Raw genomic sequence first — 22,212 nt, 5'->3', positions numbered from 1 at the left:
TTTAAATTGTGTCTTGCATATGTTCTATGCAGGTTTCTTTTTGTGGCATTTCGGCCACTATTTTTTTCCTTGTTTTTTAGTTTCATATATTTGATTTTTGATTTTATTTAACACTATTATTTTAGACTTAGATGAAGAAAGGATTTAAATATTATGAAGGAAATTTTTCAGGAATATGGCGGAATACTCATAACAGTTGTAGCTATTTTATCAATCATTCTCGTTGTAACAGCGGTTATAGGCTCTGATGCAACAGGCATAGTAGGAAAGACATTTAGTGATCTGATTATAAACTTTTCAAATCATGCCAATATGAGTGTCAAATAAGAGGTGGTACATGGAGCTTGGAAAAGAATATTTTGGACCGCTTTGGAGCTTTGTAGCCAGCAACGAGATAACGGATATAGATTATAACGGCAAAGAAATATGGCTTACAAATATATTTAATGAGCGTTTCAGGGCCAATCAGCAGTTTGTCACACAGTATATGACACCTGCTTTTGTGGAGCAGTTTACACAGCGCATCGCCAATGTCGTAAGCAGACAGTTCAATAAGAGAAATCCGGAGCTTGAGGCCGAGACGAGCGAGCTTCGTGTGACGATACTGCATGAATCGGTTGCGAAGTCGGGCAGGAGCATCAGCATACGAAAGACACCGCCGCTTATCAGACTGACAGCAGAATCTGCAATTGCTGAGAAATTCTGCTCGGAGGAGCTTTTAGCTGTACTGATAAACTGCGTAAAGACCAAGATGAATATCACCTTTTGCGGGATGCCGGGCATCGGAAAGACGGAGTGCGTGAAGTTTTTTTCACAGTTTATACCGGCGAATGAGCGCGTGATTACAATTGAGGATACTCTTGAGATACGTTATGCCGAGACAAATCCGGGCAAGGACTGTATAGAGATGAAGGTGAGTGAGGATGTGTTTGGCTACTCTGAGGCTATCAAGTCATGTCTTAGAATGAATCCAAAGTGGATTATGCTCTCAGAGGCACGCTCAAAGGAGGTAAAATATCTGCTGCAGAGCTGGAGCACCGGTGTGCGTGGCATGACGACACTCCACACAGATGATGTGCGCAATATACCGGACAGAATACTCAATATGCTAGAGAGCCGTGTGGATGCAGAGCGTATGGAGAATGACATATATCAGGCACTTGATGTGGGAATTTTGATCCGCAAGAGAAGAAATGAAGACGGAGTAGTGTACAGATACATAGATCAGGTGTGCTTTTTCTACAGGGAAAACTATACCAATCATGTGTTTATGCTTGTATCAGACGGACAGATAGTGACTCACGATATACCAAAGGTCATACTTCGCAGATTTAAAAGAGAGGGTGTGAATGAGCCGTTTGGCGAGTCCTTTGTCAATGAGATAAGGATGAATGAGGCCATGATGAGTGAGGAGAGGGAGGCTTAGGAATGACGTATATATTGATTTTTTTTCTGACATATGTGCTGCATCTTCTGCTCAAGTTAAACTGGGTGTGTACAGCTGTGGTACTTGTTTTTCTTCTTGTTATGCAGCATTTTCACCGAATCAAAGGCCAAAGATTTCAGGAAGCGCGAAAGCGCTTTCTGGATGTATCGCTGTATATTGACACCCTGCTGTATTCGTTTTTGAAGGAGCAGAAGATAATCCGTGCATTTGAGGATGTAAAGAGCACACTGGCAGATGGTCATATGAAGGAGACTGTGAGCAGGGCTATTGATCATATGATGCTCACGTTTGATGAGACAGAGGTGTTTGTGGATGCTATGAGGATTATCGAAGATGAGTACAAGTGCAACCGAATAGTAAATGCACACGAGTTTATGGCACACGCTGAGTACTATGGCGGTGATATTAAAGAATCAGCCAGGATACTGCTTAAGGATAAGAGTGCATGGGAGCGCAGGATACTGCGCAATATAGAGGACAGACAGAGGATGTTTCATCAGATTATCCTGTCAGTTGTGACCTCTGTTATCATTAGTGGAATCATACTTTATCTGCCGGTTTTGAGCATGGATATCAGCAGCAATATCATTGTGCAGATACTGTCTGTAGCTCTTATAGTGCTTGATGATTTAATCATACTCTGGGGGCAGAAATTTCTTGAAGTGGATTATCTTGGAATTGATCTGCTGCCGGAGGATGATAAGCATGCCAAAAAGCTTGAGGAATACAAGGCATACAATCCGGCAAAGGAGCTTCGTGCGTCAATTCTTATGGCTGTTATACCGGCGTTAGCCAGTGCATTTTTACTGTATACTGACAGACAATGGCCGGCTGTGGCAGCTATGGGAGCAGCTCTTATATGTCTGAATCAGCACCGTATAGGTCACAGGCTTATGAAGAAAAATCTGATAGCGGATGTAAAGAGTGCATTTCCCAAATGGCTGATGGACCTCGCCCTATTGATTCAGAGTGAAAATGTGCAGGTAGCCATACAAAAGTCGAGAGAGCATATACCGGTGATACTTAAGGAAGAGGTAAATACGCTTGTGGAGAGACTGGACGTGGAGCCGGAGAGCTCTGACCCGTATCACAGATTTCTTGACTGTTTGAACCTGCCGGAGATAAACGCAGCCATGGGCATGCTATATGCTGTTTCGATTGGAAATAGTGGCAATTGCGGAAGTCAGATTGATGAGCTTATTACGAAGAATCTGGAGATGCTTGATGTAGCAGACACCGCGAGGCTTAAGGATAAGACCGCCGGCATGTATCTTTTGTTTTTGGCTCCTGTTATCACAGCATCATTTAAGATGATAGTTGATATGGCTATTTTCCTTATAAGCTTTTTATCATACAAGGTAGTGTAGGGGGTGTGTTGTGAGTCAGATAATGAAGACCTTTTTAGGTGTGTTTTTGATTATGTTTATGGTGGTTACATCATCAGGTGTGCTGTCGGGATTTATGACTGTCGTTGAGGCACAGAACATACATGCGCAGATCATCAATGAGCTTGAGGACAGTGATTATGACAGCTCGGTTGCGCAGACCTGCTTTGAAAATGCATCAAAAGCCGGAGATACACTGGAGCTTAAACTGTATATGACAGACAATTCCATAAGGACAGTTACAGACGCATCACAAATCACTTCATCAGATGAGATAGAAAAGGCAAGAGTGGAGCTTAAGTTCACTTACGCGGTAGCATTTTTCGGAATTGAGCAGGAGCATGTGCTGAGCGGATATGCGTTGTAGTACTTTTCTTGTGGATATGGCTGTATAAGAGGAGGAAAACAGATGGAGCTTTTAATAGAAGAATTGGGAGGAAGCGTTATTATGCTTCTTTTAGGCAGTGGAGTAATCGGTGTGCTCGTGTATGTGTCTACTCTGCTGTGATAGTAACTGAATTGATTAAAAAGTATGTAAAGGTAAGAGAAAATGAAAGAAGTATTCAGACAGTATGGAGGCGTGCTGATTGCAGCGGCCGCCACAAGTGCATTTCTCGTGTTGATGGGAAATATTGTGCTGGCTCAGGGAGGCATGCTTGCGCAGCTTATAAATATATGGGGTAACAGTGCAATTTAAATAACCGGGAGACTATAGATGAAGGAGATAATGCAGACATATGGAGCCATGATAGTGGCGGTGGTTGTGGGAATTGCGCTGCTGTCGGGATTTGGGGCTCTGAAAAACAAAATGAGTGTGGCATTTGCACCACAGGATATATTGAGCAGCGATAGCGCAAACGACAGCTATGACAGCATGAAAAATATACCGGTTCCGGGTATTGAGCTAAAGGAGAAGATGCGTCAGAATGCCGTAAGCTACAGTGTATATGACCTGCTTGATGTTACAGCGCATGAGGATAATCTGGATAAGCTTGAAGTTTATGCCCTGTATGATTCGGGCAGAAATGACTGTACAGGCAGCATATCAGCCGATGGCTCATCACTTAGCTTTCCGGATTATGGTGTGTATGATATGCATGTCAGGATAACCTGCAAAAACGGCACAAGGGATCATGTGAGGATAAGTATTCCAATTAATAGAAAGGTAGCGGATATATAAAATGAAAAATGAAAAACAACACAGACTTTTATTTATTATACCGGCAGTGATAATAGCAATAATTCTTATCATATGTATAGCAGTGGCAGTAAGCTCAAAATCAGGAGAAAAGGGGAAGAAAAAGGATTCCCGGTCTGTCAGTGTGACAGAAAATACGCAGGACATTGTAGCTGAAAGCGAGACACTTGAGCTTGTGAAAAAGGATGCATTGAAGGAAACAAATGTAGTTGATAAAGATAATAAGCAAAATAACGGTACGCAATCAGATACAAATGATAATTCCGTACCGGCAGCCGGTAATTCAGATAATGCAAATACAGCGTCAGATAAATCTTCTGACAAATTATCAGAAGACAAAACAGCAGCAGATAAAAAGACATCGACAGGCGGCAAAAAGACATCGACAGACAGCAATAACACACAACAACCTGCAGGTAACGATTCAAAACCGGCAGCATCAAATCAGACAGTCGCACCTGAGCCGGCTCAAAGTGAGCCTGCGCAGCCGGAAGCACCAAAAAATGAGTATGTTGCACCGGGATGGATATTTTATGGCAGTAAGGCTGGAAATGGCATGACAGGGGAGCAGAAGGCGTATATTGATTCGTTGGTAAAACAGTGGACAGATGGAAGTATATCTGATTCATATTTAGCGGAACAGATTGCACATAAGATGAAAGAAGAGTGGGGATTATCATTGAATTCAGTAGGAATTTCTGGTGATGACAGATGTATTTATCCGTCAAAAAATGAGATACCTAATTATAATGAGGCTCTAGCTGAGTCATATGGATTTTATAATTTTACAGGCCTGTATACTAAAGGAGAATATGATGAATACGGATATCTGATATGCTATATGTGGGGAGTTGGTATTTTTTAGTTATGAAAGAATTTTTAAAGAAGTTAATAGTAGGAGTATTGCTAATTATATGTATAGGGTTAAATTTTGAGAAAAGTAATATTATTGCAGATGAATGGAGTGAGCCGGTTAAGTTTTATAATAGTTACGGAAACAGTGCAGTTTTTAAGCCTACAAACATATATGAGGGCGATATTTATTTTTGTTCAGCAGGAAATACATCTACTTCAGGAACAAAATATAGGACAATAGGCTACAAAATGAGTGTAAAAAATAGTAGTGGGAATGTTATTCAGACCATTTATTATCAAATGGGTGGAAGCTATATGACACTTAAATGTCAAGCAAAGTCAAGTGGGAAGGAATATATGATGTACAAAATTCCTTTGAGATATGTTAGAAACAGAATGAATCAAGAATCTCTCAATGCCCTTAGCTCCGGCTCATGCACTATCATCCTCGATGCCTGCATGGTGCTTCGAGTAAATGGCAAGAACAAGGGTGGCATGAATGATAATGGTCCTTCCTGGGGAAAGGTTTATACTACATATGCAGGTATATCCAAAGCGGCAAACTGGACGGACAGCGCACTATCAGCACTGTATTCGTATTATGGCAAGACGGTGAGAGGACTGTTTCATACAATTGATGTCAGGAAGTCTACAGGCATAAGTTGTGTATCAGGGGGAGGTACATACTGCTATGGTACATATGTGACAATAAGTGCAAGCAGTTCTGCCGGATATGATTTCACGAATTGGAACAATGATTCGTCAATGAGCTCATCATCATATGGTTTTTATGTGAATTCGGGTGGTACTTATACGGCATACGCAAAGGCAGGTACTATAGCTGTGACATTCTGGCGGAATACGAGTGCGTCTGATTCAGAAAAGACCTCAAAGAGCTACACATATGGAGGCATCAATCAGGCTTTTCCGGCTGTGGGCTGGCAGATGGCCGGGTATCATATGAGTGGCTGGGGAAATAATTTGTATGATACGACTGCCGTATATCCGTTATTGTGTGGTGTGGCAAACAGCTGGATTGAGTCAAACAGACCGTCGAAAAATATATACGCAGTATGGCAGGAAAATGAGTATACCATAGAATATGACACCGGTGTATCTGCCACTGTGAAGTATAGTGATACGGTGACATTGCCAAGCCAGCATATGTGTATAGGCTGGATTTTAGGAGAAGAGTATCCTGATATAAAATATACGCCGGGAGAGAGTATACAGGTAGCTGATTTATGCAGGATACTGGGGATAGAGTATACAGATAAGGCGGTAATACGTATGTATGCACTTTGGGAGCATGAGCCTACCATAGAGGCGGATGATATGTTCTTTTCGATAAAGCAGGCAAGGAATGGCGGTATAACAGAGCAGCTGATAGGAAGCCTTATATCTGCAACGGATGTGGAGGATGGTGATATTGCGTTTGGCGATAACGAGATAAATTATCTGAAAGTGAAAAATTTTGATGACCGTAAAATAGAAAGTGCACGTGACAAGGATATCATAGAGATAGTGCTTGAGGCAAAGGACAGCTATGGAAATATCACGCAAAAGACTATATCCATCACATTTACAGATACTCAGGTCAAGGAGAGAACCAAAGCCTTTGGAAAGATTAGATTCATAAGCGAAAAGTATTATGGCAAAAATAAAGCAGGAGGCCTCATGGAGAACTCCCGCTGGTTAAACGATCCTGAATTTAATTCTCTTCTTCGGGAGGCCTTGGCAATTTGATATAGACCTTTCCGATTCGGTTTTTATCAACAGCCTCTATGATGGCACAAGGGATCATGTGAGGATAAGTGTTCCAATTAATAGAAAGGTAGCAGGCGTATAGAATGAAAAATGTAGTACTTGGAATAATAGGCTGTCTTATTGTAGTGTATACAGCGATGCTTGGGCTTAGTGTATACAATATGACAGTCAGGGAGAACCAGATGGAAAAGAGTCTGTCATTAGCACTTTCGGGTGCTATGAACAGATATTACGAGCCAAATATGTATATCGTGGATAAAAAGCCCGTCAGCAGCTATGATGTGGAAAAAGCTGTCATAGAGGACATTAATGAGAGGCTTACAGCAGGCGGTACTGCAAGTGCCACAGTCTATGTATGTGATATGGAAAAGGGCATTATTTCAGCAGGAATAGAGGAAGAATTCAAGCTTCCTACAGGTGTGACAAAGAAAATAAGCTGCAAAAAGACTATTGTAGCAGATCAGCCAATGGAGGATAACTAGCGTATGAAGAATGGTATTTGTATTACAGCAAAAATAAAGCAGGAGGTCTCATGGAGAACTCCCGCTGGTTAAACGATCCTGAATTTAATTCTCTTCTTCGGCAGGCTTTGGCAATTTGATATAGACCTTTTCGATTCGGTTTTTATCAACAGCCTCTATGCGGAGAAGGATATTGTCATCAGTGATGATTATTTCATTTTTTTCAGGCAGGTGGTCAAGCTTTTCAAGGCAGTAGCCGCCGATTGTGTCATAGTCGTCTGATTCGAGGTGCAGACCAAGCTCATCGCTTACATCCTCGAGATTTGCAGAGCCAAGAACTATGTATTCGTAGTCATTTATTCTTGTGATATCATCCTGCTCGTCAGAGTCGTATTCATCACGAATCTCACCGACTATCTCCTCTAAGAGATCCTCAAGTGTGATGAGTCCGGCTGTGACACCGTATTCATCTAAGACAATGGCAAGCGATATAGATGATTCGCGCATCTCGAGAAAAAGATTCGCTGTATTCTTGTGCTCATATGTAAAGTAAGGCTCACGCATGATATTTTTGATGGAAAAATGCTCTTTATCCTCATCCTTAAGGAGTAGCAGATCCTTCACATTTACGATACCGATTACGTTGTCAGTGCTTTCGTCATACACAGGGAGTCTGGTGAATTTATCCTCTCTGAATATGGAAATCAAATCATCATAAGTAGAATCAACATGGACAAACGTCATATCAATACGCGGAACCATGACCTCCTTGGCCTCGGCATCTCCAAAATCGAATACATTGTGAATCATATCACGCTCTTCATCCTCGATGACACCGTCCTCCTGTCCTACATCAACGATTGTACGAAGCTCCTCCTCGGTCATGACGCGTTTGGCATCGCTCTGTCTTATTCCAAAGAGGAAAATGACCCCGAGTGAAAGCTTGTTGATGATAAATATTACAGGTGTCAGCACTACCATGAGCACTGATATAAAGCCTGCGATTGAGAGTGAAATCTTGTCAGCCTTTATGGTCGCAAGTGTCTTCGGAGAGACCTCTCCGAAGATCAGTATGAGGAATGTAAGTATTCCGGTTGCGACACCTGCTCCGACGCTGCCAAACAGCTTGATGGCAAGCGAGGTGGTGAGCGATGATGCTGAAAGATTTACGATGTTGTTGCCGATAAGGATGGCTGAGAGCATCTTTGGAGAGTTCTCAGTCACCTTGAGCACCTTTTTGGCTTTTGTGTTGCCAGCCTCAGCCAGGGTTCTCATACGTATTTTGTTTACGGTAGTAAGAGCGGTCTCCGAAGATGAAAAAAATGCGGAGAGTGCTAATAGTATTAATAAGAATATAATCTGCGATATGTCGTCAGCGTCCAAATATTTTACCTCGTTATATGAATTAATAAATGTGTTTATTTATCGTCTGTGCTGTAGTTAGGAGCCTCTTTTGTGATATGGATATCATGAGGGTGGCTCTCCTTGAGAGAAGCAGCAGTAATCTTGACAAACTGTCCGTTCTCCTTAAGATCTTCGATTGTCTTGCAACCGCAGTAGCCCATTCCTGAGCGGATACCACCAACAAGCTGGAATACTGTATCCTCAAGAGTTCCCTTGTAAGCTACACGACCCTCAACTCCTTCAGGAACAAGCTTCTTAGCGCCCTCCTGGAAGTAACGGTCCTTGCTTCCGTTTTCCATAGCAGCGATAGAACCCATGCCACGATATACCTTGTATTTTCTTCCCTGATAAAGCTCGAAGGTTCCCGGAGCTTCATCACAGCCTGCGAACATTGAGCCCATCATACATACGTTGGCACCGGCTGCGAGAGCCTTTGTCATATCACCTGAGTACTTGATACCACCATCTGCGATAACAGGAACTCCATACTCCTTAGCAACCTTGTAACAGTCCATGATAGCTGTAATCTGTGGTACACCGATACCGGCAACGACACGTGTGGTACAGATAGAACCAGGTCCGATACCAACCTTTACTGCATCTGCACCGGCCTCGATAAGAGCCTTGGCAGCAGCACCTGTTGCGATATTTCCGGCGATTATCTGAAGATCCGGATAAGCAGCCTTGATCTTCTTAACAGCCTCAAGTATATTCTTTGAATGTCCGTGAGCTGAGTCAACAACGATGACATCAACATGAGACTTAACAAGAGCATCAACACGCTCCATCATGTTGCCTGTGATACCTACTCCGGCACCGCAGAGGAGACGGCCCTGATCATCCTTTGCTGAAAGAGGATACTTAATCTGCTTCTCGATATCCTTTATAGTGATAAGTCCCTTGAGGTTGTAGTCCTTGTCTACGATAGGGAGCTTTTCCTTTCTTGCCTTTGCAAGAATCTTCTTTGCTTCATCGAGAGTGATGCCCTCAGGAGCTGTAATGAGATTCTCAGAAGTCATAGACTCTGAAATCTTCTTTGTGAAGTCTGTCTCAAACTTCAGATCACGGTTTGTGATGATGCCGACAAGCTTGCCGTCCTTTGTGATTGGCACACCTGATATCTTGAACTTGGCCATCAGGTTGTCTGCATCCTGTAATGTATGGTCTGGAGAAAGATAGAACGGATCGGTAATAACGCCGTTTTCTGAACGCTTTACCTTATCGACTTCGTCTGCCTGTGCCTCAATAGACATATTTTTGTGGATGATTCCGATACCACCCTGTCTGGCCATTGCGATAGCCATTTTTGATTCTGTGACTGTATCCATTGCAGCACTCATCATAGGAATGTTAAGGACAATCTTCTTAGTAAGATGTGTCTGAAGCTCAATCATATTTGGTGTTACCTCAGAATATTGTGGAACTAAGAGAACGTCATCAAATGTAATTCCTTCGCCGATAATAGTACCCATTTTTAAATTCCTCTCTTTCTTATGTTATTATACTGGTATACTTTATATACTAATGTAATTTGTATGATGATAGCAAATTAAAGAGTGGGTGTCAAGCAGTTATAAGCCCGATATGAAATTATTATATTATTTATTAGTAAAACTAATGTAAGTCTTTTGCAAATAAAGTAAAAATTATGTTATATTTTATATTAAGTGGCTTTAAGGCAATGTTTGCATGTCACACTAAGGCGTGGACAGTAACGATTTTTGTGCCACAATAAACTAAACCAGGGAGAAAAATATGGAATTTCGACCATGCATCGACATTCACAATGGAAAAGTAAAGCAGATTGTCGGTGGTTCATTAAAAGATAGGGGCGATTTTGCCAGTGAGAACTTCGTCTCAGAGCAGGACAGCCGGTTTTATGCAGATATGTATAGGAAATCGGGCATAAAGGGCGGTCATATCATTCTGCTCAATTCTGTGGACAGCGAGTATTATGAGGATACAAAGGAGCAGGCTGTTATGGCGCTTGAAGCGTATCCGCAGGGCTTGCAGGTAGGTGGCGGCATCACCGCAGACAATGCGATGGAGTTTATAGATGCCGGTGCAGCAGCAGTTATTGTGACATCCTACGTATTTAAAGACGGCAGGATAAACTATGCAAATCTAAACAGGCTTAAAGATACTGTGGGCAGTGACAGGCTGGTGCTTGATCTGTCATGTCGCAAAAAGGATGGACAGTATTATATAGTGACTGACCGCTGGCAAAACTTCACGGATGAGGCAGTGACCACAGAGCTTTTGGATAAGCTATCCTCATATTGCTGCGAGTTTCTGGTACATGCAGTGGATGTTGAGGGCAGGGTGAACGGCATTGAAAAGGAGCTTGTCGCCATGCTTGGCAGCTGGGGAAGGATACCGGTCACATATGCAGGCGGTGTGTCATCCTTTGACGATTTAAAATGCATCAGGCAGCTTGGGCAGAACCATCTGAATGTGACAATAGGCAGTGCTCTTGATTTGTTTGGCGGTGAGATGGAGTACGATAAGGTTATAGCTTTTTGCAATAATAAGGAGATTTAAAATGGCAAAATACAGTAAGAATGATATTATCCGCATAGTGGATGAGGAGGATATTGAGTTTATCCGTTTACAGTTTACGGACATCTTTGGAACATTAAAAAATGTGGCAATTACAGCCAGCCAGCTTGAGAAGGCACTCGACAACAAGTGTATGTTCGACGGCTCGTCAATAGAGGGCTTTGTGAGGATAGAGGAGTCAGATATGTATCTGCACCCGGATCTTGACACTTTTATGATTTTTCCATGGAGACCACAGCAGGGCAAGGTCGCACGAATCATCTGTGATGTCTATATGGCAGATGGTACACCGTTTGAGGGAGACCCGCGCTATATATTAAAGAAGCAGATTGAAAAGGCAAAGCAGATGGGCTATATATTTAATGTAGGTCCGGAGTGTGAGTTTTTCCTTTTCCACCTGGACGAGAACGGACAGCCTACCACCATCTCGCATGAGAGAGCAGGGTACTTTGACCTGGGACCAAATGATTTGGGAGAAAACGCAAGAAGAGACATGGTTTTAACTCTTGAGGATATGGATTTTGAGATAGAGGCATCACATCATGAGGTGGCACCTGCACAGCATGAGATTGATTTCAAGTATGAGGAGGCACTTCATACCGCCGACAATATCATGACCTTTAAGCTTGCTATAAAGACAATCGCAAAGCGGCACGGACTTTTTGCCAGCTTCATGCCAAAGCCAAAGCATGGTGTGAGCGGCTCGGGAATGCATATCAACATGTCACTTTCAAAGGATGGTGTCAATATATTTGACAATGAGGAGGATGAGCTCGGACTCAGCGAGGAGGCATACTACTTCATAGGCGGTATCATGAAGCATATGAAGGGCATGACGGTCATCACTAATCCAATCGTCAATTCATATAAGCGCTTTGTGCCGGGATATGAGGCACCGATTTATATCACCTGGTCAGCTACAAACAGAAGTCCGCTTATCAGAATCCCTGCAGCAAGAGGTGAGGGAAGGAGAGTGGAGCTTAGAAACCCTGATCCTTCAGCAAATCCGTATCTGGTTCTGGCACTGTGCCTGGCAGCAGGAATTGACGGCATAAAGAACAAGATACAGCCGGATACAGAGCTTCGTGAGAATGTATTTGAGCTCACAGAACAGGATAAAAAGAGACTCGGAATTGAATCACTTCCTGCTGATTTACATGAGGCGGTTGAGTGCCTTAAGTCAGATGATTTTATCCGCGAGATACTGGGTGAACATATCTACGACAAATATATAGAGGCAAAAGAGGCAGAGTGGAACGATTACAGAGCTGCGGTTACCCAATGGGAAATAGATGAATATCTGTACAAATTTTAAAGGATGTAACAAACCGTGAATAATATTGTTATAGCATTTCCTAAAAAGGAAGTAGCCAATTCAATCAAAAAAATATTAGCGCAGAGCGGTTATACAGTCACGGCGGTTGCAAATACAGGAGCTTCAGCACTTTCGAGCATGAACGGACTGAATATGGGAATCATCATATGCGGATACAGATTTTCAGACATGATGTACAGTGAGATATACGAGTATATGCCTAAGGAGTTTCAGATGCTTCTCATAGCGTCGGCAGCGGGTATCATGGAAAAAAATGTGGATAATCTGATGTCATTATCCATGCCACTGAAAGTGCATGAGCTTTTGCAGACTGTTGAGATGATGGATTACACGATAACGCGCCGCAGGAAAAAGCTCAGGCAAAGGCCTAAGGTACGTTCAAAGGAGGATCAGGAGATGCTAAGCAGTGCAAAGGCTGTACTGATGGAACGAAATGGATTCTCAGAGGAGGAAGCACACCGGTATATCCAGAAGCGAAGCATGGATAACGGCACCGGTCTTGTGGAAACAGCACAGATGATACTAAGCCTTATGACTGAGGTGTAGTGTGCGTTTTATGAAGCCGGACAGAAGAACGTATGATAGTAGCTGCAAAGGCTTGAACAGTTACTATAAAAAATAATGATAAAAAAATATATTTACACTTGCATGGTAAAGTGATAAATTAGACTTATTGTAAAGTAACAAAGGAGAGATAAACATGTTTCAGATTAATGATAACTTTCAGAAATTACCTGGAAGCTACCTTTTCAGCACAATAGCTAAAAAGGTTGCAGCTTATCAGGAGGCAAATCCGGATAAAGAGATAATAAGGCTTGGAATCGGCGATGTAACACAGCCGCTTGCACCTGCTATCATCGATGCACTGCACAAGGCAGTTGATGAGATGGGAAATGCAGCTACATTCCACGGATACGCACCTGACCTCGGATATGAGTTCCTCAGAAAAGCAATTTCAGACAACGACTACAAGGCAAGAGGATGTGATATCTCAGCAGATGAGATTTTTGTTTCAGACGGAGCAAAGAGTGATTCAGCCAACATCCAGGAGCTTTTCTCAGCAAACAGCCGCATCGCTGTTACAGATCCTGTTTACCCTGTATATGTTGATTCCAATGTCATGGCAGGAAGAACAGGCACATATGATGCTCAGACAGAGACCTGGAGCAATGTAATCTATATGCCGTCAACAGCAGATAACGGCTTTGTTCCGGAGCTTCCAAAGGAAGTACCGGATATGATTTATCTGTGTCTGCCAAACAACCCAACAGGAACAACTCTCAAAAAGGAGCAGTTACAGGTATGGGTTGATTATGCAAACAAGAATGGTTCAGTCATCATCTTCGATGCAGCCTACGAGGCATATATCAGCGAAGCAGATGTGCCACATTCAATCTATGAGTGTAACGGTGCAAAGACATGTGCCATCGAGCTTAGAAGCTTCTCAAAGAACGCCGGCTTTACAGGCGTGCGTCTTGGCTTCACAGTAGTACCTAAGGAGCTTAAGTGTGGTGATGTATCACTTCATGCTATGTGGGCACGCCGTCACGGAACCAAGTTCAACGGTGCACCATACATCGTGCAGAGAGCAGGCGAGGCAGTTTACTCAGATGCCGGAAAAGCACAGCTTAAGGATCAGGTAGCATACTACATGAACAATGCAAAGACAATAAAGACTGGTCTTGCAGAGGCAGGCTTTACAGTATACGGCGGAGTAAATGCACCATACATCTGGCTCAAGACACCGGATCAGATGACATCATGGGAGTTCTTCGATTACCTGCTTGAGAATGCCAACGTGGTAGGTACACCTGGCTCAGGCTTTGGACCAAGCGGAGAGGGCTACTTCAGATTGACTGCTTTCGGAAACTATGAGAACACAGTAAAGGCACTTGAGAGAATCAAGGCACTGTAAAAATAAATCAGGTCAAATAAAAATACCGTCAGGGAGATGTTCCCTGACGGTATTTTTTGTCTTGTGCGCCTAGCGGCGCACGTTTCTAACGGGTTAAAGTCCCGAATCCGCCCGGTAGTGGGAAGGATATAGCCGAAAGCAAGGGTGTCCATCGTGAGATGGAATCTGAAGGAAGCTGGATGTGAGGAATATACTAACTCACGGGCAAATCTCTGGTCTGACGAACAGAAATCTCATATGAGGTCATGCATGTGGGTAAGGCAGCAAGCCATGTTGAAGCCCGATAACTACACGGAATCATGCATGATAAATGAGGCAGATGGATGGAGAGGAAGAAACGTGTGGTACCTAGGGAGGTCTGTGCGGTATGCCTTGAAAGAGGTAACCATTGCATAAAGCAATGCTGAACGCACAGAAGTCAGCAGAGGTCATAGTAGCCGAGAGGTGAAGGACCGAATCAGTAGGAGTCTTGAGTATGACCGAGAAAGGAGGAATGACCATCTATGGCAGAAAACATTGAAAACAATGGCTGTTCGCAAAGAGATAATGCGGAACATGAAGGGTATGTGAAAGCGTCCAGGTCATTCAATCGGATATGGAAAGAAAGAGACAGTGCACAGCCGAGACTTTTGGAAACGATACTGTATAAAGACAACTTTAACAGAGCGTATAAGAGAGTTAAGGCAAACAAGGGAGCGCCGGGAATTGATGGCATGACCATTGAAGAGGCTCTTCCATATCTAAAGGAACATCAACAAGAGATAACTGACCGCATTTATCGTGGAAAGTATACTCCGTCTCCAGTAAGACGAGTTGAAATTCCCAAACCAGATGGTGGTGTGCGAAAGCTTGGCATACCAACAGTGATAGATCGTACACTTCAACAGGCAATAACCCAACAGTTAGTGCCGATCTATGAACCGCTGTTTGCAGATGGTAGCTATGGCTATCGTCCGAACAGAAGTGCAAAAGATGCAATACTTAAGGTTAAGGAGTATGCAGAACAAGGCTATACATTCGCTGTAGTCCTTGACTTGTCAAAGTACTTCGATACTCTTAATCACGAAATTCTCATCAATCTTCTCCGGAAGAATGTAAAAGATGAACGTGTAGTACAGTTGATAAAGCGCTATCTGAAAAGCGGTGTAATGGAAAACGGAGTGGTCATTGACACAGAGGAAGGCTCACCACAAGGTGGAAATCTATCACCATTGCTGGCAAACATCTACCTCAATGAGTTCGACCAGGAATACCTGAAAAGAGGTGTTCCATGCATAAGATATGCAGATGACATCGTGCTTCTTGCAAAGAGCAAGCGGGCATCAGAGAGACTCTTGGAAAGCAGTACAAAATATCTTGAGGAGAGGCTGAAACTTACAGTCAACCGGGAAAAGAGCCGTACTGTCAGCGTGTTTGCAATCCGAAATTTTAAATTCCTTGGCTTTGCATTGGGAAGGAACGGAGAGGGCATTTATGTCCGAGTTCATCCGAAGTCATGGAAGAAGTTCAAGTCCAGACTGAAGGAGTTATCTTCCCGTAAGCGATGTCAGTCAATCAAGCCAAACCTTGAGAAAATCAAGGTGTATGCGAGGGGATGGCTTAACTACTACGGAATTGCAAGCATGAAGAACAACATAGATGAAATCAACGGATGGCTCTATCACAGAATACGTATGTGTATATGGAAACAGTGGAAGAAACCAAGGACGAAGGTACGTAACCTTATCAAGATGGGAGTACCCAAAGACTTGGCAATGCAAGCGGGTAATACCCGACGGGGACATTGGTTCGCAACGCATACAGTTGCAGTAAACATGGCAATGACAAAAGAAAGACTGATAAACAGTGGCTTTTATGATTTAGCCACAGCCTATCAGTCTGTGCACGTCAACTATTGAAACCGCCGTGTACCGAACGGTACGCACGGTGGTGTGAGAGGACGGCGGTTAGTCACCGCCTCCTACTCGATTAAAATTTACATAAAGTGTATTTACTGTATACTTTTTCAGCAACAAAAACTTTATGCGAAAAGCATGATTTAATTCTTCTTGAAACCGGCTCTCTTACGAAGAGTAGGGTCAAGAATCTTCTTTCTGATTCGAAGGCTCTCAGGTGTTACCTCAAGAAGCTCATCTGTATCAATAAAGTCGATAGCCTGCTCAAGGCTTAATACTTTAGGTGGTACAAGTGTGAGTGCCTCATCTGCTGATGAAGAACGTGTATTTGTAAGATGCTTCTTCTTACATACATTGAGCTCGATGTCCTCGGCCTTTGCACACTGTCCGATAACCATTCCTGAGTAAACCTTAGCGCCTGGTCCGATAAAGAGTGTTCCTCTCTCCTGTGCAGAGAAGAGTCCGTATGTTACAGCCTCACCTGACTCAAAGGCAATGAGTGAACCTGTTGCACGGTATGCAATTTCACCCTTGTATGGCTCGTAGCCGTCAAACATGGTGTTTAAGATTCCGTTACCCTTTGTATCGGTCATGAACTCACCACGGTATCCGATAAGTCCACGTGCAGGGATATGGAATTCAAGTCTGGTGTAGCCACCTGCGATAGAACCCATATTTCTAAGCTCGCCTTTGCGCTGCTGAAGCTTTGAGATGACAGCTCCTGTAAACTCATCAGGCACATCGATGTAAGCAAGCTCCATTGGCTCAAGCTTCTTGCCGTTTTCGTCATACTTGTAGAGCACCTCTGCCTTACTTACAGCGAACTCATAACCCTCACGGCGCATGTTCTCGATAAGCACTGAAAGGTGAAGCTCTCCACGTCCGGAAACCTTGAAGGAATCAGGTGAGTCAGTATCCTCGACACGCAGTGAAACATCAGTGTTGAGCTCGCGAAGGAGTCTGTCACGGATGTGACGGCTTGTGACAAATTTACCTTCCTGTCCTGCAAGAGGGCTGTTGTTTACGATGAAGTTCATAGAGATTGTAGGCTCTGAAATCTTCTGGAAAGGAATAGCCTCCGGTGCTTCCGGTGAGCAGATTGTATCTCCGATGTGGATATCTGCGATACCTGAGATTGCTACAATCGAACCGATGTTAGCCTCGGCTACATCTACCTTGTCGAGTCCGTCAAACTCGTAAAGTTTGCTGATACGGACCTTCTCAAGCTTGTCAGGGTCGTGGTGGTTTACAACGACAGCCTCCTGATTGACCTTGATTTTACCGTTATCCACTTTACCGATTCCGATACGTCCTACATACTCGTTGTAGTCGATTGTACTGATAAGAATCTGTGTGTTGGCATCAGGATCACCTGTTGGAGCAGGGATGTAGTTTACGATAGTCTCGAAGAGAGGAGTCATATCCTTTCTCTCGTCGTTTAAGTCCTTCATGGCATAGCCGTCTCTGGCTGATGCAAAAACGAATGGGCAGTCAAGCTGCTCCTCAGAAGCATCGAGATCCATGAAGAGCTCTAATACCTCATCGATGACCTCATTAGGACGTGCCTCCGGACGGTCAATCTTGTTGACGCATACAATGATAGGCAGCTTGAGTGCAAGAGCCTTCATAACTACGAACTTGGTCTGTGGCATAACACCCTCGAAGGCATCAACCACGAGGATAACTCCGTTTACCATCTTAAGAACACGCTCTACCTCACCGCCGAAGTCAGCATGACCCGGAGTGTCGATGATGTTGATTTTGATGTCCTTATACTGAATAGCTGTGTTTTTGGAGAGGATTGTGATACCTCTTTCACGCTCGATGTCGTTTGAATCCATTACTCGATCCTGAACTTCCTGATTGTCACGGAACACACCGCTTTGCTTAAGAAGCTCATCTACAAGTGTTGTTTTACCATGATCAACGTGGGCAATAATTGCTATATTACGAATATCGTCTCTTGTTGTTTTCATATTTTCCTTCTTTCTTTAATAAATAAAGCTAAGTTTGCAACTAACTTATTCTATCATAATTTTTCCAATGTGCAAGTTTTCATTGAAAGTTTTTATAAAATTAAGTGAAATGTTATTGGATTTGTCGACATTATTTGAGAAAATATACTTTGTGGAAATGTTAAAAATAGCTGGAAAAACATTTTACAAAAGGAAGGGAGACAAAAATTCATGGCAGATAAAATGTTTGAAAACAACCAGGTATCAATAATCGGAGAAATCGTTTCAGATTTTCAGTTTAGTCACGAGGTGTATGGTGAAGGCTTCTATATGATGGAGGTTTCGGTCAGAAGGCTTTCAGATTGCATGGACTATATTCCGGTGATGGTGTCAGAGAGGCTTATCAATGTGGAGGGTGACTACATAGGCAAAAGCGTATATATAGGCGGGCAGTTCCGCTCATTCAACAGGCATGAGGAGAAGAAGAACAGGCTGGTGCTGTCTGTTTTTGCAAGAGAGCTTGAGGTATTGGACAGTGATTATGATGAGGATGCAGCCAATCAGATTTTCCTTGACGGCTATATCTGCAAGGAGGCTATATACAGGAAAACACCGCTTGGACGAGAAATTGCAGACCTGCTTGTGGCAGTGAACCGTTCATATGGCAAGTCAGACTATATTCCATGTATCTGTTGGGGAAGAAATGCCAGATTTGCGTCGACCTTTGAGGTGGGTACACATGTGCAGATATGGGGTAGAATCCAGAGCAGAGACTATGTGAAAAAGCTCAGTGAGACACAGGTGGAGCAGCGCACGGCGTATGAGGTTTCCGTGAGCAAGATTGAGGCATAGTACTTTAAATGGATAGTAACTACAGATTTGTGATTTTCCCGAAAATTTGCAATAATAGTCAGATTGTGGTATTTTACTAGATATTATTGGTTAATGCTTGTAATTGTTGACGTTTACATCAGGTGTAAACTGTAATGATTATATATCAGGCAGAAAAGCTATGTGTATGGAGGCATGATTATTATGGAAAACGGTGCAGTACAGATTTATTATGGCGAGGGACATGGCAAGACAAATGTCGCTATAGGAAGTGCAATATGTGCTGCCTGTGATGGTAAACAGGCTGTCGTTATTCAGTTCCTAAAGGGTAAAAAGGAGCCGGAGTTTTTGAAAAAGCTTGAGCCGGAGGTGAAATTCTTTAATTTTTCAAGAGCCGGAATACTCTTTGAGCAGCTTGATGAGGAGAGTAAGCAGGAAGAAATCATGAATATCAAGAATGGCTTCAACTATGCAAAGAAGGTTATATCAACAGGTGCTGACATGGTTGTTGTGCTTGATGAGATGCTGGGGCTTTTGGATTTGCATCTGATTTCAAAGGAGGAGCTGTCGGATATGCTTGCTTCAAGGCCTGATGATGTGACCGTGATTATGACAGGCAGAGTACTTGACGATGGAATCAGGGAAATGGCAGATGAGATTTATAATATCGCGTCGGAAAAATAATAAGAAATATTGTCATGTGAGTTGACAATGCACAGGCGTGGTGATATTATTAGTGCAAGTGTGAGGCAGTTATATTATATGCTGTATACGAATAATTTGATTAACAGATAGAGGTCGCGCGACTTATGAGTAGCTTTCCGGATGCCGCAGGGGCAGTTGATGGGAGATGAAAGGAATAGCGCCGAAGGGATTTATCATCTGCGGATATATCTCTGGGCATATGGCGAACAGCCTTATGACTGTCATCAGATTTGATGGGGAGCTATCGTGATTCATGAAGAATTGGGACCGGCTCTAAGGAGCCGGTTTTTTAGCGCTTAGAGGCAGACAGCGGCATACTTATACGTTAAGAGAATCAAATACCGAATAAAGAAAAGCAAGAAGGAGATAAAATCATGGCAATTTTCAAAGGAGCAGGAGTAGCAATTGTTACACCTATGTACGATAACGAGGAGGTTAATTACGACAAGCTCGAGGAGCTTATCAATATGCAGATTGATAATGGCACAGATGCTATTATCATTGCCGGCACCACAGGCGAGAGCCCATGTCTGTCAATGGAGGAGCATGCAAAGGTTATAAAGGCTGCCGTAGAGTTTACAAAGCATCGTGTACCTGTAGTAGCAGGCACAGGCTCTAACTGTACAAAGACAGCTATGCAGCTTTCAAAGGAGGCTGAGGAGTTTGGTGCAGACGGACTGCTCGTTGTCACACCATACTACAACAAGGCTACTCAGGCAGGTCTTGTGAGCCACTATTCGCAGATTGCAGACAGCACAAAGTGTCCTATTATCGTATACAACGTACCGGGACGTACAGGCTGCAACGTGCTTCCGGAGACTATGGCAGAGCTCTTTAAGACAAAGGAAAATATCGTGGGACTCAAGGAAGCTACAGGAAATCTGGCACAGGCTTCAAAGACAATGTATCTGACAGACGGAAAGCTTGATATGTACTCAGGCGAGGATGGTCTCGTAGTGCCTCTTATGTCTATCGGAGCAATCGGTGTAATCTCAGTATGGAGCAATGTAGCCCCTGCAAAGGTACACAATATGTGCGACAGCTTCTTCAAGGGCGATTTACAGACAGCCTTAGAGCTTCAGAGAGAGGCTCTTCCACTTGTGGACGCACTCTTCTCAGAGGTAAATCCAATTCCTGTAAAGAAGGCTATGAACCTGATGGGTATGAATGTCGGACCTCTTAGAAGCCCTATGTGCGAGATGGGTGAGGATAACGCAAGGAAGCTTGCTGAGGTCATGAAGGCTTATGGCTTAAAGCTTGCTTAGTACAACGAGAAAGGATACGATAAAATGACAAAGGTAATTATGAATGGCTGCAACGGCAAAATGGGACAGACTATCACAGAAATCTGTAAGGCTGATGCGGATATCGAGATTGTAGCCGGTATTGATTTATATGATGGAATAGACAATGACTATCCTGTTTTTTCGAGCATTGACAAATGTGATGTGGACGCTGATGTGGTCATAGATTTTTCCAATGCCAAGGCTGTTGACGGAGTGCTGGACTATTGTGTGGACAAGCAGGTTCCGGTTGTTTTATGCACTACCGGTCTTAGTGATGAGCAGCTTGCAAAGGTTGAGGAGTGCTACAAGAAGGTGGCAGTGCTCAAGTCTGCAAACATGTCACTTGGCATAAACACTCTTATGGCTCTTCTCAAAAAGGCTGCACAGGTTTTCGCACCGGCAGGTTTTGACATGGAGATAGTTGAGAAGCATCACAATTTAAAGCTTGATGCACCTTCAGGTACTGCGCTTGCGCTTGCTGATTCCATCAACGAGGCTATGGATAACGAGTATCACTATGTTTACGACCGCAGCCAGCGCAGAGAGAAGCGTGATCCTAAGGAAATTGGTATTTCTGCTGTCAGAGGAGGAAGCATCGTCGGTGAGCACGAGGTACTTTTCTGTGGACAGGATGAGGTGATTGAGTTTAAGCATACTGCTTACTCTAAGGCTGTTTTTGCGAAGGGGGCTGTTGAGGCTGCCAAGTTCCTTAAGGGAAAGGGTGCAGGTCACTACGATATGGCGGATGTTATTGCAGCTAAGTAGATTTAGGCTGTTTATCATTGTGGCGATAGGTCGGGCGTAGGCTCCGGGCAACAGGGGGGCACACGCACTCTCCCGGGGCGCTACGCTACGTGGCTAAGATTCTGTACGAAATTATGCTTGATGGGTTTCTATGCTTGACGAAACCGTCGAAACGCGCCGTCCGTGGCGCGGTTCTCCTCACCCCTGCGTCCATGCAGGGGTGTTTCTGCGTTGTGCGCCTAGCGGCGCACGTTTCTAACGGGTTAAAGTCCCGAATCCGCCCGGTAGTGGGAAGGATATAGCCGAAGGCAAGGGTGTCCATCGTGAGATGGAATCTGAAGGAAGCTGGATGTGAGGAATATACCAACTCACGGGCAAATCTCTGGTCTGACGAACAGAAATCTCATATGAGGTCATGCATGTGGGTAAGACAGCAACCCATGTTAAAGCCCAATAACTACACGGAATA

Annotated in this window: 21 protein-coding genes and 1 riboswitch; of the genes, 18 read left to right on the top strand and 3 right to left on the bottom strand. The window is 43.5% G+C overall.

Features of this window, described 5'->3' with window-relative positions; all coding sequences use genetic code 11:
• The first annotated feature begins 153 nt into the window (after positions 1–153).
• From EUBREC_RS17755 to EUBREC_RS11485, 9 genes are all read left to right on the top strand, one after another.
• On the top strand, positions 154–327 hold the full coding sequence (locus EUBREC_RS17755) for a hypothetical protein (RefSeq protein ID WP_012743376.1): 174 nt from the start codon (positions 154–156) through the stop codon (positions 325–327).
• 10 nt (positions 328–337) lie between these two features.
• Positions 338–1,426, top strand: coding sequence for an ATPase, T2SS/T4P/T4SS family (locus EUBREC_RS11515; protein WP_012743375.1), 1,089 nt, complete (start codon positions 338–340; stop codon positions 1,424–1,426).
• Between the two features lie 2 nt (positions 1,427–1,428).
• Positions 1,429–2,814 carry a hypothetical protein gene (locus tag EUBREC_RS11510; protein ID WP_012743374.1) on the top strand — a complete coding sequence of 462 codons (1,386 nt, stop codon included), beginning with the start codon at positions 1,429–1,431 and terminating at the stop codon, positions 2,812–2,814.
• Positions 2,815–2,824: 10 nt separating this feature from the next.
• Entirely contained in the window at positions 2,825–3,199 is a 375-nt protein-coding gene (locus tag EUBREC_RS11505) for a hypothetical protein (RefSeq protein WP_306718518.1), read from the top strand.
• A 183-nt stretch (positions 3,200–3,382) separates the two neighbouring features.
• On the top strand, positions 3,383–3,529 hold the full coding sequence (locus tag EUBREC_RS17750; protein ID WP_012743372.1) for a hypothetical protein: 147 nt from the start codon (positions 3,383–3,385) through the stop codon (positions 3,527–3,529).
• Positions 3,530–3,547: 18 nt separating this feature from the next.
• Positions 3,548–4,012 (top strand): hypothetical protein, encoded by a 465-nt coding sequence (locus EUBREC_RS11500; protein ID WP_012743371.1) that lies wholly within the window; start codon positions 3,548–3,550, stop codon positions 4,010–4,012.
• 1 nt (position 4,013) lies between these two features.
• A complete protein-coding gene (locus EUBREC_RS11495; protein WP_012743370.1) occupies positions 4,014–4,895 on the top strand; it encodes a hypothetical protein in 882 nt (293 codons plus the stop codon).
• A 2-nt stretch (positions 4,896–4,897) separates the two neighbouring features.
• Positions 4,898–6,631: an InlB B-repeat-containing protein gene (locus tag EUBREC_RS11490; RefSeq protein WP_041254173.1), complete on the top strand. Its 1,734-nt coding sequence runs from the start codon at positions 4,898–4,900 to the stop codon at positions 6,629–6,631.
• Positions 6,632–6,735: 104 nt separating this feature from the next.
• Entirely contained in the window at positions 6,736–7,134 is a 399-nt protein-coding gene (locus EUBREC_RS11485) for a hypothetical protein (RefSeq protein WP_012743368.1), read from the top strand.
• 84 nt (positions 7,135–7,218) lie between these two features.
• Here EUBREC_RS11485 and EUBREC_RS11480 read toward each other — a convergent pair whose 3' ends face one another.
• Positions 7,219–8,496 carry an HlyC/CorC family transporter gene (locus EUBREC_RS11480; protein WP_041254171.1) on the bottom strand — a complete coding sequence of 426 codons (1,278 nt, stop codon included), beginning with the start codon at positions 8,494–8,496 and terminating at the stop codon, positions 7,219–7,221.
• Between the two features lie 35 nt (positions 8,497–8,531).
• Entirely contained in the window at positions 8,532–9,989 is a 1,458-nt protein-coding gene (gene guaB, locus EUBREC_RS11475; protein WP_012743365.1) for an IMP dehydrogenase, read from the bottom strand.
• A gap of 283 nt (positions 9,990–10,272) precedes the next feature.
• Here guaB and hisA point away from each other — a divergent pair, with 283 nt between their 5' ends.
• The 5 genes from hisA to ltrA all read left to right on the top strand — a co-directional run bounded on the left by hisA (position 10,273) and on the right by ltrA (position 16,225).
• Positions 10,273–11,058, top strand: a complete 786-nt coding sequence (gene hisA, locus EUBREC_RS11470; protein ID WP_012743364.1) for a phosphoribosylformimino-5-aminoimidazole carboxamide ribotide isomerase — start codon at positions 10,273–10,275, stop codon at positions 11,056–11,058.
• 1 nt (position 11,059) lies between these two features.
• A complete protein-coding gene (glnA, locus tag EUBREC_RS11465) occupies positions 11,060–12,391 on the top strand; it encodes a type I glutamate--ammonia ligase (RefSeq protein WP_012743363.1) in 1,332 nt (443 codons plus the stop codon).
• Between the two features lie 15 nt (positions 12,392–12,406).
• Positions 12,407–12,958: an ANTAR domain-containing response regulator gene (locus tag EUBREC_RS11460; protein ID WP_012743362.1), complete on the top strand. Its 552-nt coding sequence runs from the start codon at positions 12,407–12,409 to the stop codon at positions 12,956–12,958.
• A gap of 154 nt (positions 12,959–13,112) precedes the next feature.
• Positions 13,113–14,327, top strand: coding sequence for an LL-diaminopimelate aminotransferase (locus EUBREC_RS11455; protein WP_012743361.1), 1,215 nt, complete (start codon positions 13,113–13,115; stop codon positions 14,325–14,327).
• Positions 14,328–14,830: 503 nt separating this feature from the next.
• A complete protein-coding gene (gene ltrA, locus EUBREC_RS11445) occupies positions 14,831–16,225 on the top strand; it encodes a group II intron reverse transcriptase/maturase (protein WP_012742448.1) in 1,395 nt (464 codons plus the stop codon).
• 140 nt (positions 16,226–16,365) lie between these two features.
• Here the strand turns inward: ltrA and typA are convergent, their stop codons facing one another.
• Positions 16,366–18,198 (bottom strand): translational GTPase TypA, encoded by a 1,833-nt coding sequence (gene typA, locus EUBREC_RS11440; RefSeq protein ID WP_012743360.1) that lies wholly within the window; start codon positions 18,196–18,198, stop codon positions 16,366–16,368.
• A 210-nt stretch (positions 18,199–18,408) separates the two neighbouring features.
• Here typA and EUBREC_RS11435 point away from each other — a divergent pair, with 210 nt between their 5' ends.
• The 4 genes from EUBREC_RS11435 (at position 18,409) to dapB (ending at position 21,764) form a co-directional block, all read left to right on the top strand.
• Entirely contained in the window at positions 18,409–19,029 is a 621-nt protein-coding gene (locus tag EUBREC_RS11435; protein ID WP_012743359.1) for a single-stranded DNA-binding protein, read from the top strand.
• 183 nt (positions 19,030–19,212) lie between these two features.
• Positions 19,213–19,692: an ATP--corrinoid adenosyltransferase gene (locus tag EUBREC_RS11430; RefSeq protein ID WP_015517299.1), complete on the top strand. Its 480-nt coding sequence runs from the start codon at positions 19,213–19,215 to the stop codon at positions 19,690–19,692.
• A gap of 100 nt (positions 19,693–19,792) precedes the next feature.
• Positions 19,793–19,965, top strand: a riboswitch (Lysine riboswitch).
• A 122-nt stretch (positions 19,966–20,087) separates the two neighbouring features.
• Positions 20,088–20,978, top strand: a complete 891-nt coding sequence (dapA, locus tag EUBREC_RS11425) for a 4-hydroxy-tetrahydrodipicolinate synthase (protein WP_012743357.1) — start codon at positions 20,088–20,090, stop codon at positions 20,976–20,978.
• 24 nt (positions 20,979–21,002) lie between these two features.
• Positions 21,003–21,764, top strand: a complete 762-nt coding sequence (gene dapB, locus EUBREC_RS11420; protein ID WP_012743356.1) for a 4-hydroxy-tetrahydrodipicolinate reductase — start codon at positions 21,003–21,005, stop codon at positions 21,762–21,764.
• Positions 21,765–22,212 lie beyond the last annotated feature (448 nt).

The organism is Agathobacter rectalis ATCC 33656 (genome assembly GCF_000020605.1).
Lineage (GTDB): Bacteria > Bacillota > Clostridia > Lachnospirales > Lachnospiraceae > Roseburia > Roseburia rectalis.
This window is presented reverse-complemented; position numbering and strand designations above follow the sequence as displayed.

Bases quoted from the DNA above. Each gene is read 5' to 3' on its own strand.
- EUBREC_RS11490 (WP_041254173.1), top strand. From the start codon at position 4,898: ATGAAAGAATTTTTAAAGAAGTTAATAGTAGGAGTATTGCTAATTATA.
- EUBREC_RS11455 (WP_012743361.1), top strand. From the start codon at position 13,113: ATGTTTCAGATTAATGATAACTTTCAGAAATTACCTGGAAGCTACCTT.
- EUBREC_RS11430 (WP_015517299.1), top strand. From the start codon at position 19,213: ATGGAAAACGGTGCAGTACAGATTTATTATGGCGAGGGACATGGCAAG.
- EUBREC_RS11495 (WP_012743370.1), top strand. From the start codon at position 4,014: ATGAAAAATGAAAAACAACACAGACTTTTATTTATTATACCGGCAGTG.
- EUBREC_RS11515 (WP_012743375.1), top strand. From the start codon at position 338: ATGGAGCTTGGAAAAGAATATTTTGGACCGCTTTGGAGCTTTGTAGCC.
- guaB (WP_012743365.1), bottom strand. From the start codon at position 9,989: ATGGGTACTATTATCGGCGAAGGAATTACATTTGATGACGTTCTCTTA.
- EUBREC_RS11485 (WP_012743368.1), top strand. From the start codon at position 6,736: ATGAAAAATGTAGTACTTGGAATAATAGGCTGTCTTATTGTAGTGTAT.
- dapB (WP_012743356.1), top strand. From the start codon at position 21,003: ATGACAAAGGTAATTATGAATGGCTGCAACGGCAAAATGGGACAGACT.
- EUBREC_RS17750 (WP_012743372.1), top strand. From the start codon at position 3,383: ATGAAAGAAGTATTCAGACAGTATGGAGGCGTGCTGATTGCAGCGGCC.
- glnA (WP_012743363.1), top strand. From the start codon at position 11,060: ATGGCAAAATACAGTAAGAATGATATTATCCGCATAGTGGATGAGGAG.
- typA (WP_012743360.1), bottom strand. From the start codon at position 18,198: ATGAAAACAACAAGAGACGATATTCGTAATATAGCAATTATTGCCCAC.
- EUBREC_RS11500 (WP_012743371.1), top strand. From the start codon at position 3,548: ATGAAGGAGATAATGCAGACATATGGAGCCATGATAGTGGCGGTGGTT.
- EUBREC_RS11435 (WP_012743359.1), top strand. From the start codon at position 18,409: ATGGCAGATAAAATGTTTGAAAACAACCAGGTATCAATAATCGGAGAA.
- EUBREC_RS11510 (WP_012743374.1), top strand. From the start codon at position 1,429: ATGACGTATATATTGATTTTTTTTCTGACATATGTGCTGCATCTTCTG.
- dapA (WP_012743357.1), top strand. From the start codon at position 20,088: ATGGCAATTTTCAAAGGAGCAGGAGTAGCAATTGTTACACCTATGTAC.
- EUBREC_RS17755 (WP_012743376.1), top strand. From the start codon at position 154: ATGAAGGAAATTTTTCAGGAATATGGCGGAATACTCATAACAGTTGTA.
- ltrA (WP_012742448.1), top strand. From the start codon at position 14,831: ATGGCAGAAAACATTGAAAACAATGGCTGTTCGCAAAGAGATAATGCG.
- hisA (WP_012743364.1), top strand. From the start codon at position 10,273: ATGGAATTTCGACCATGCATCGACATTCACAATGGAAAAGTAAAGCAG.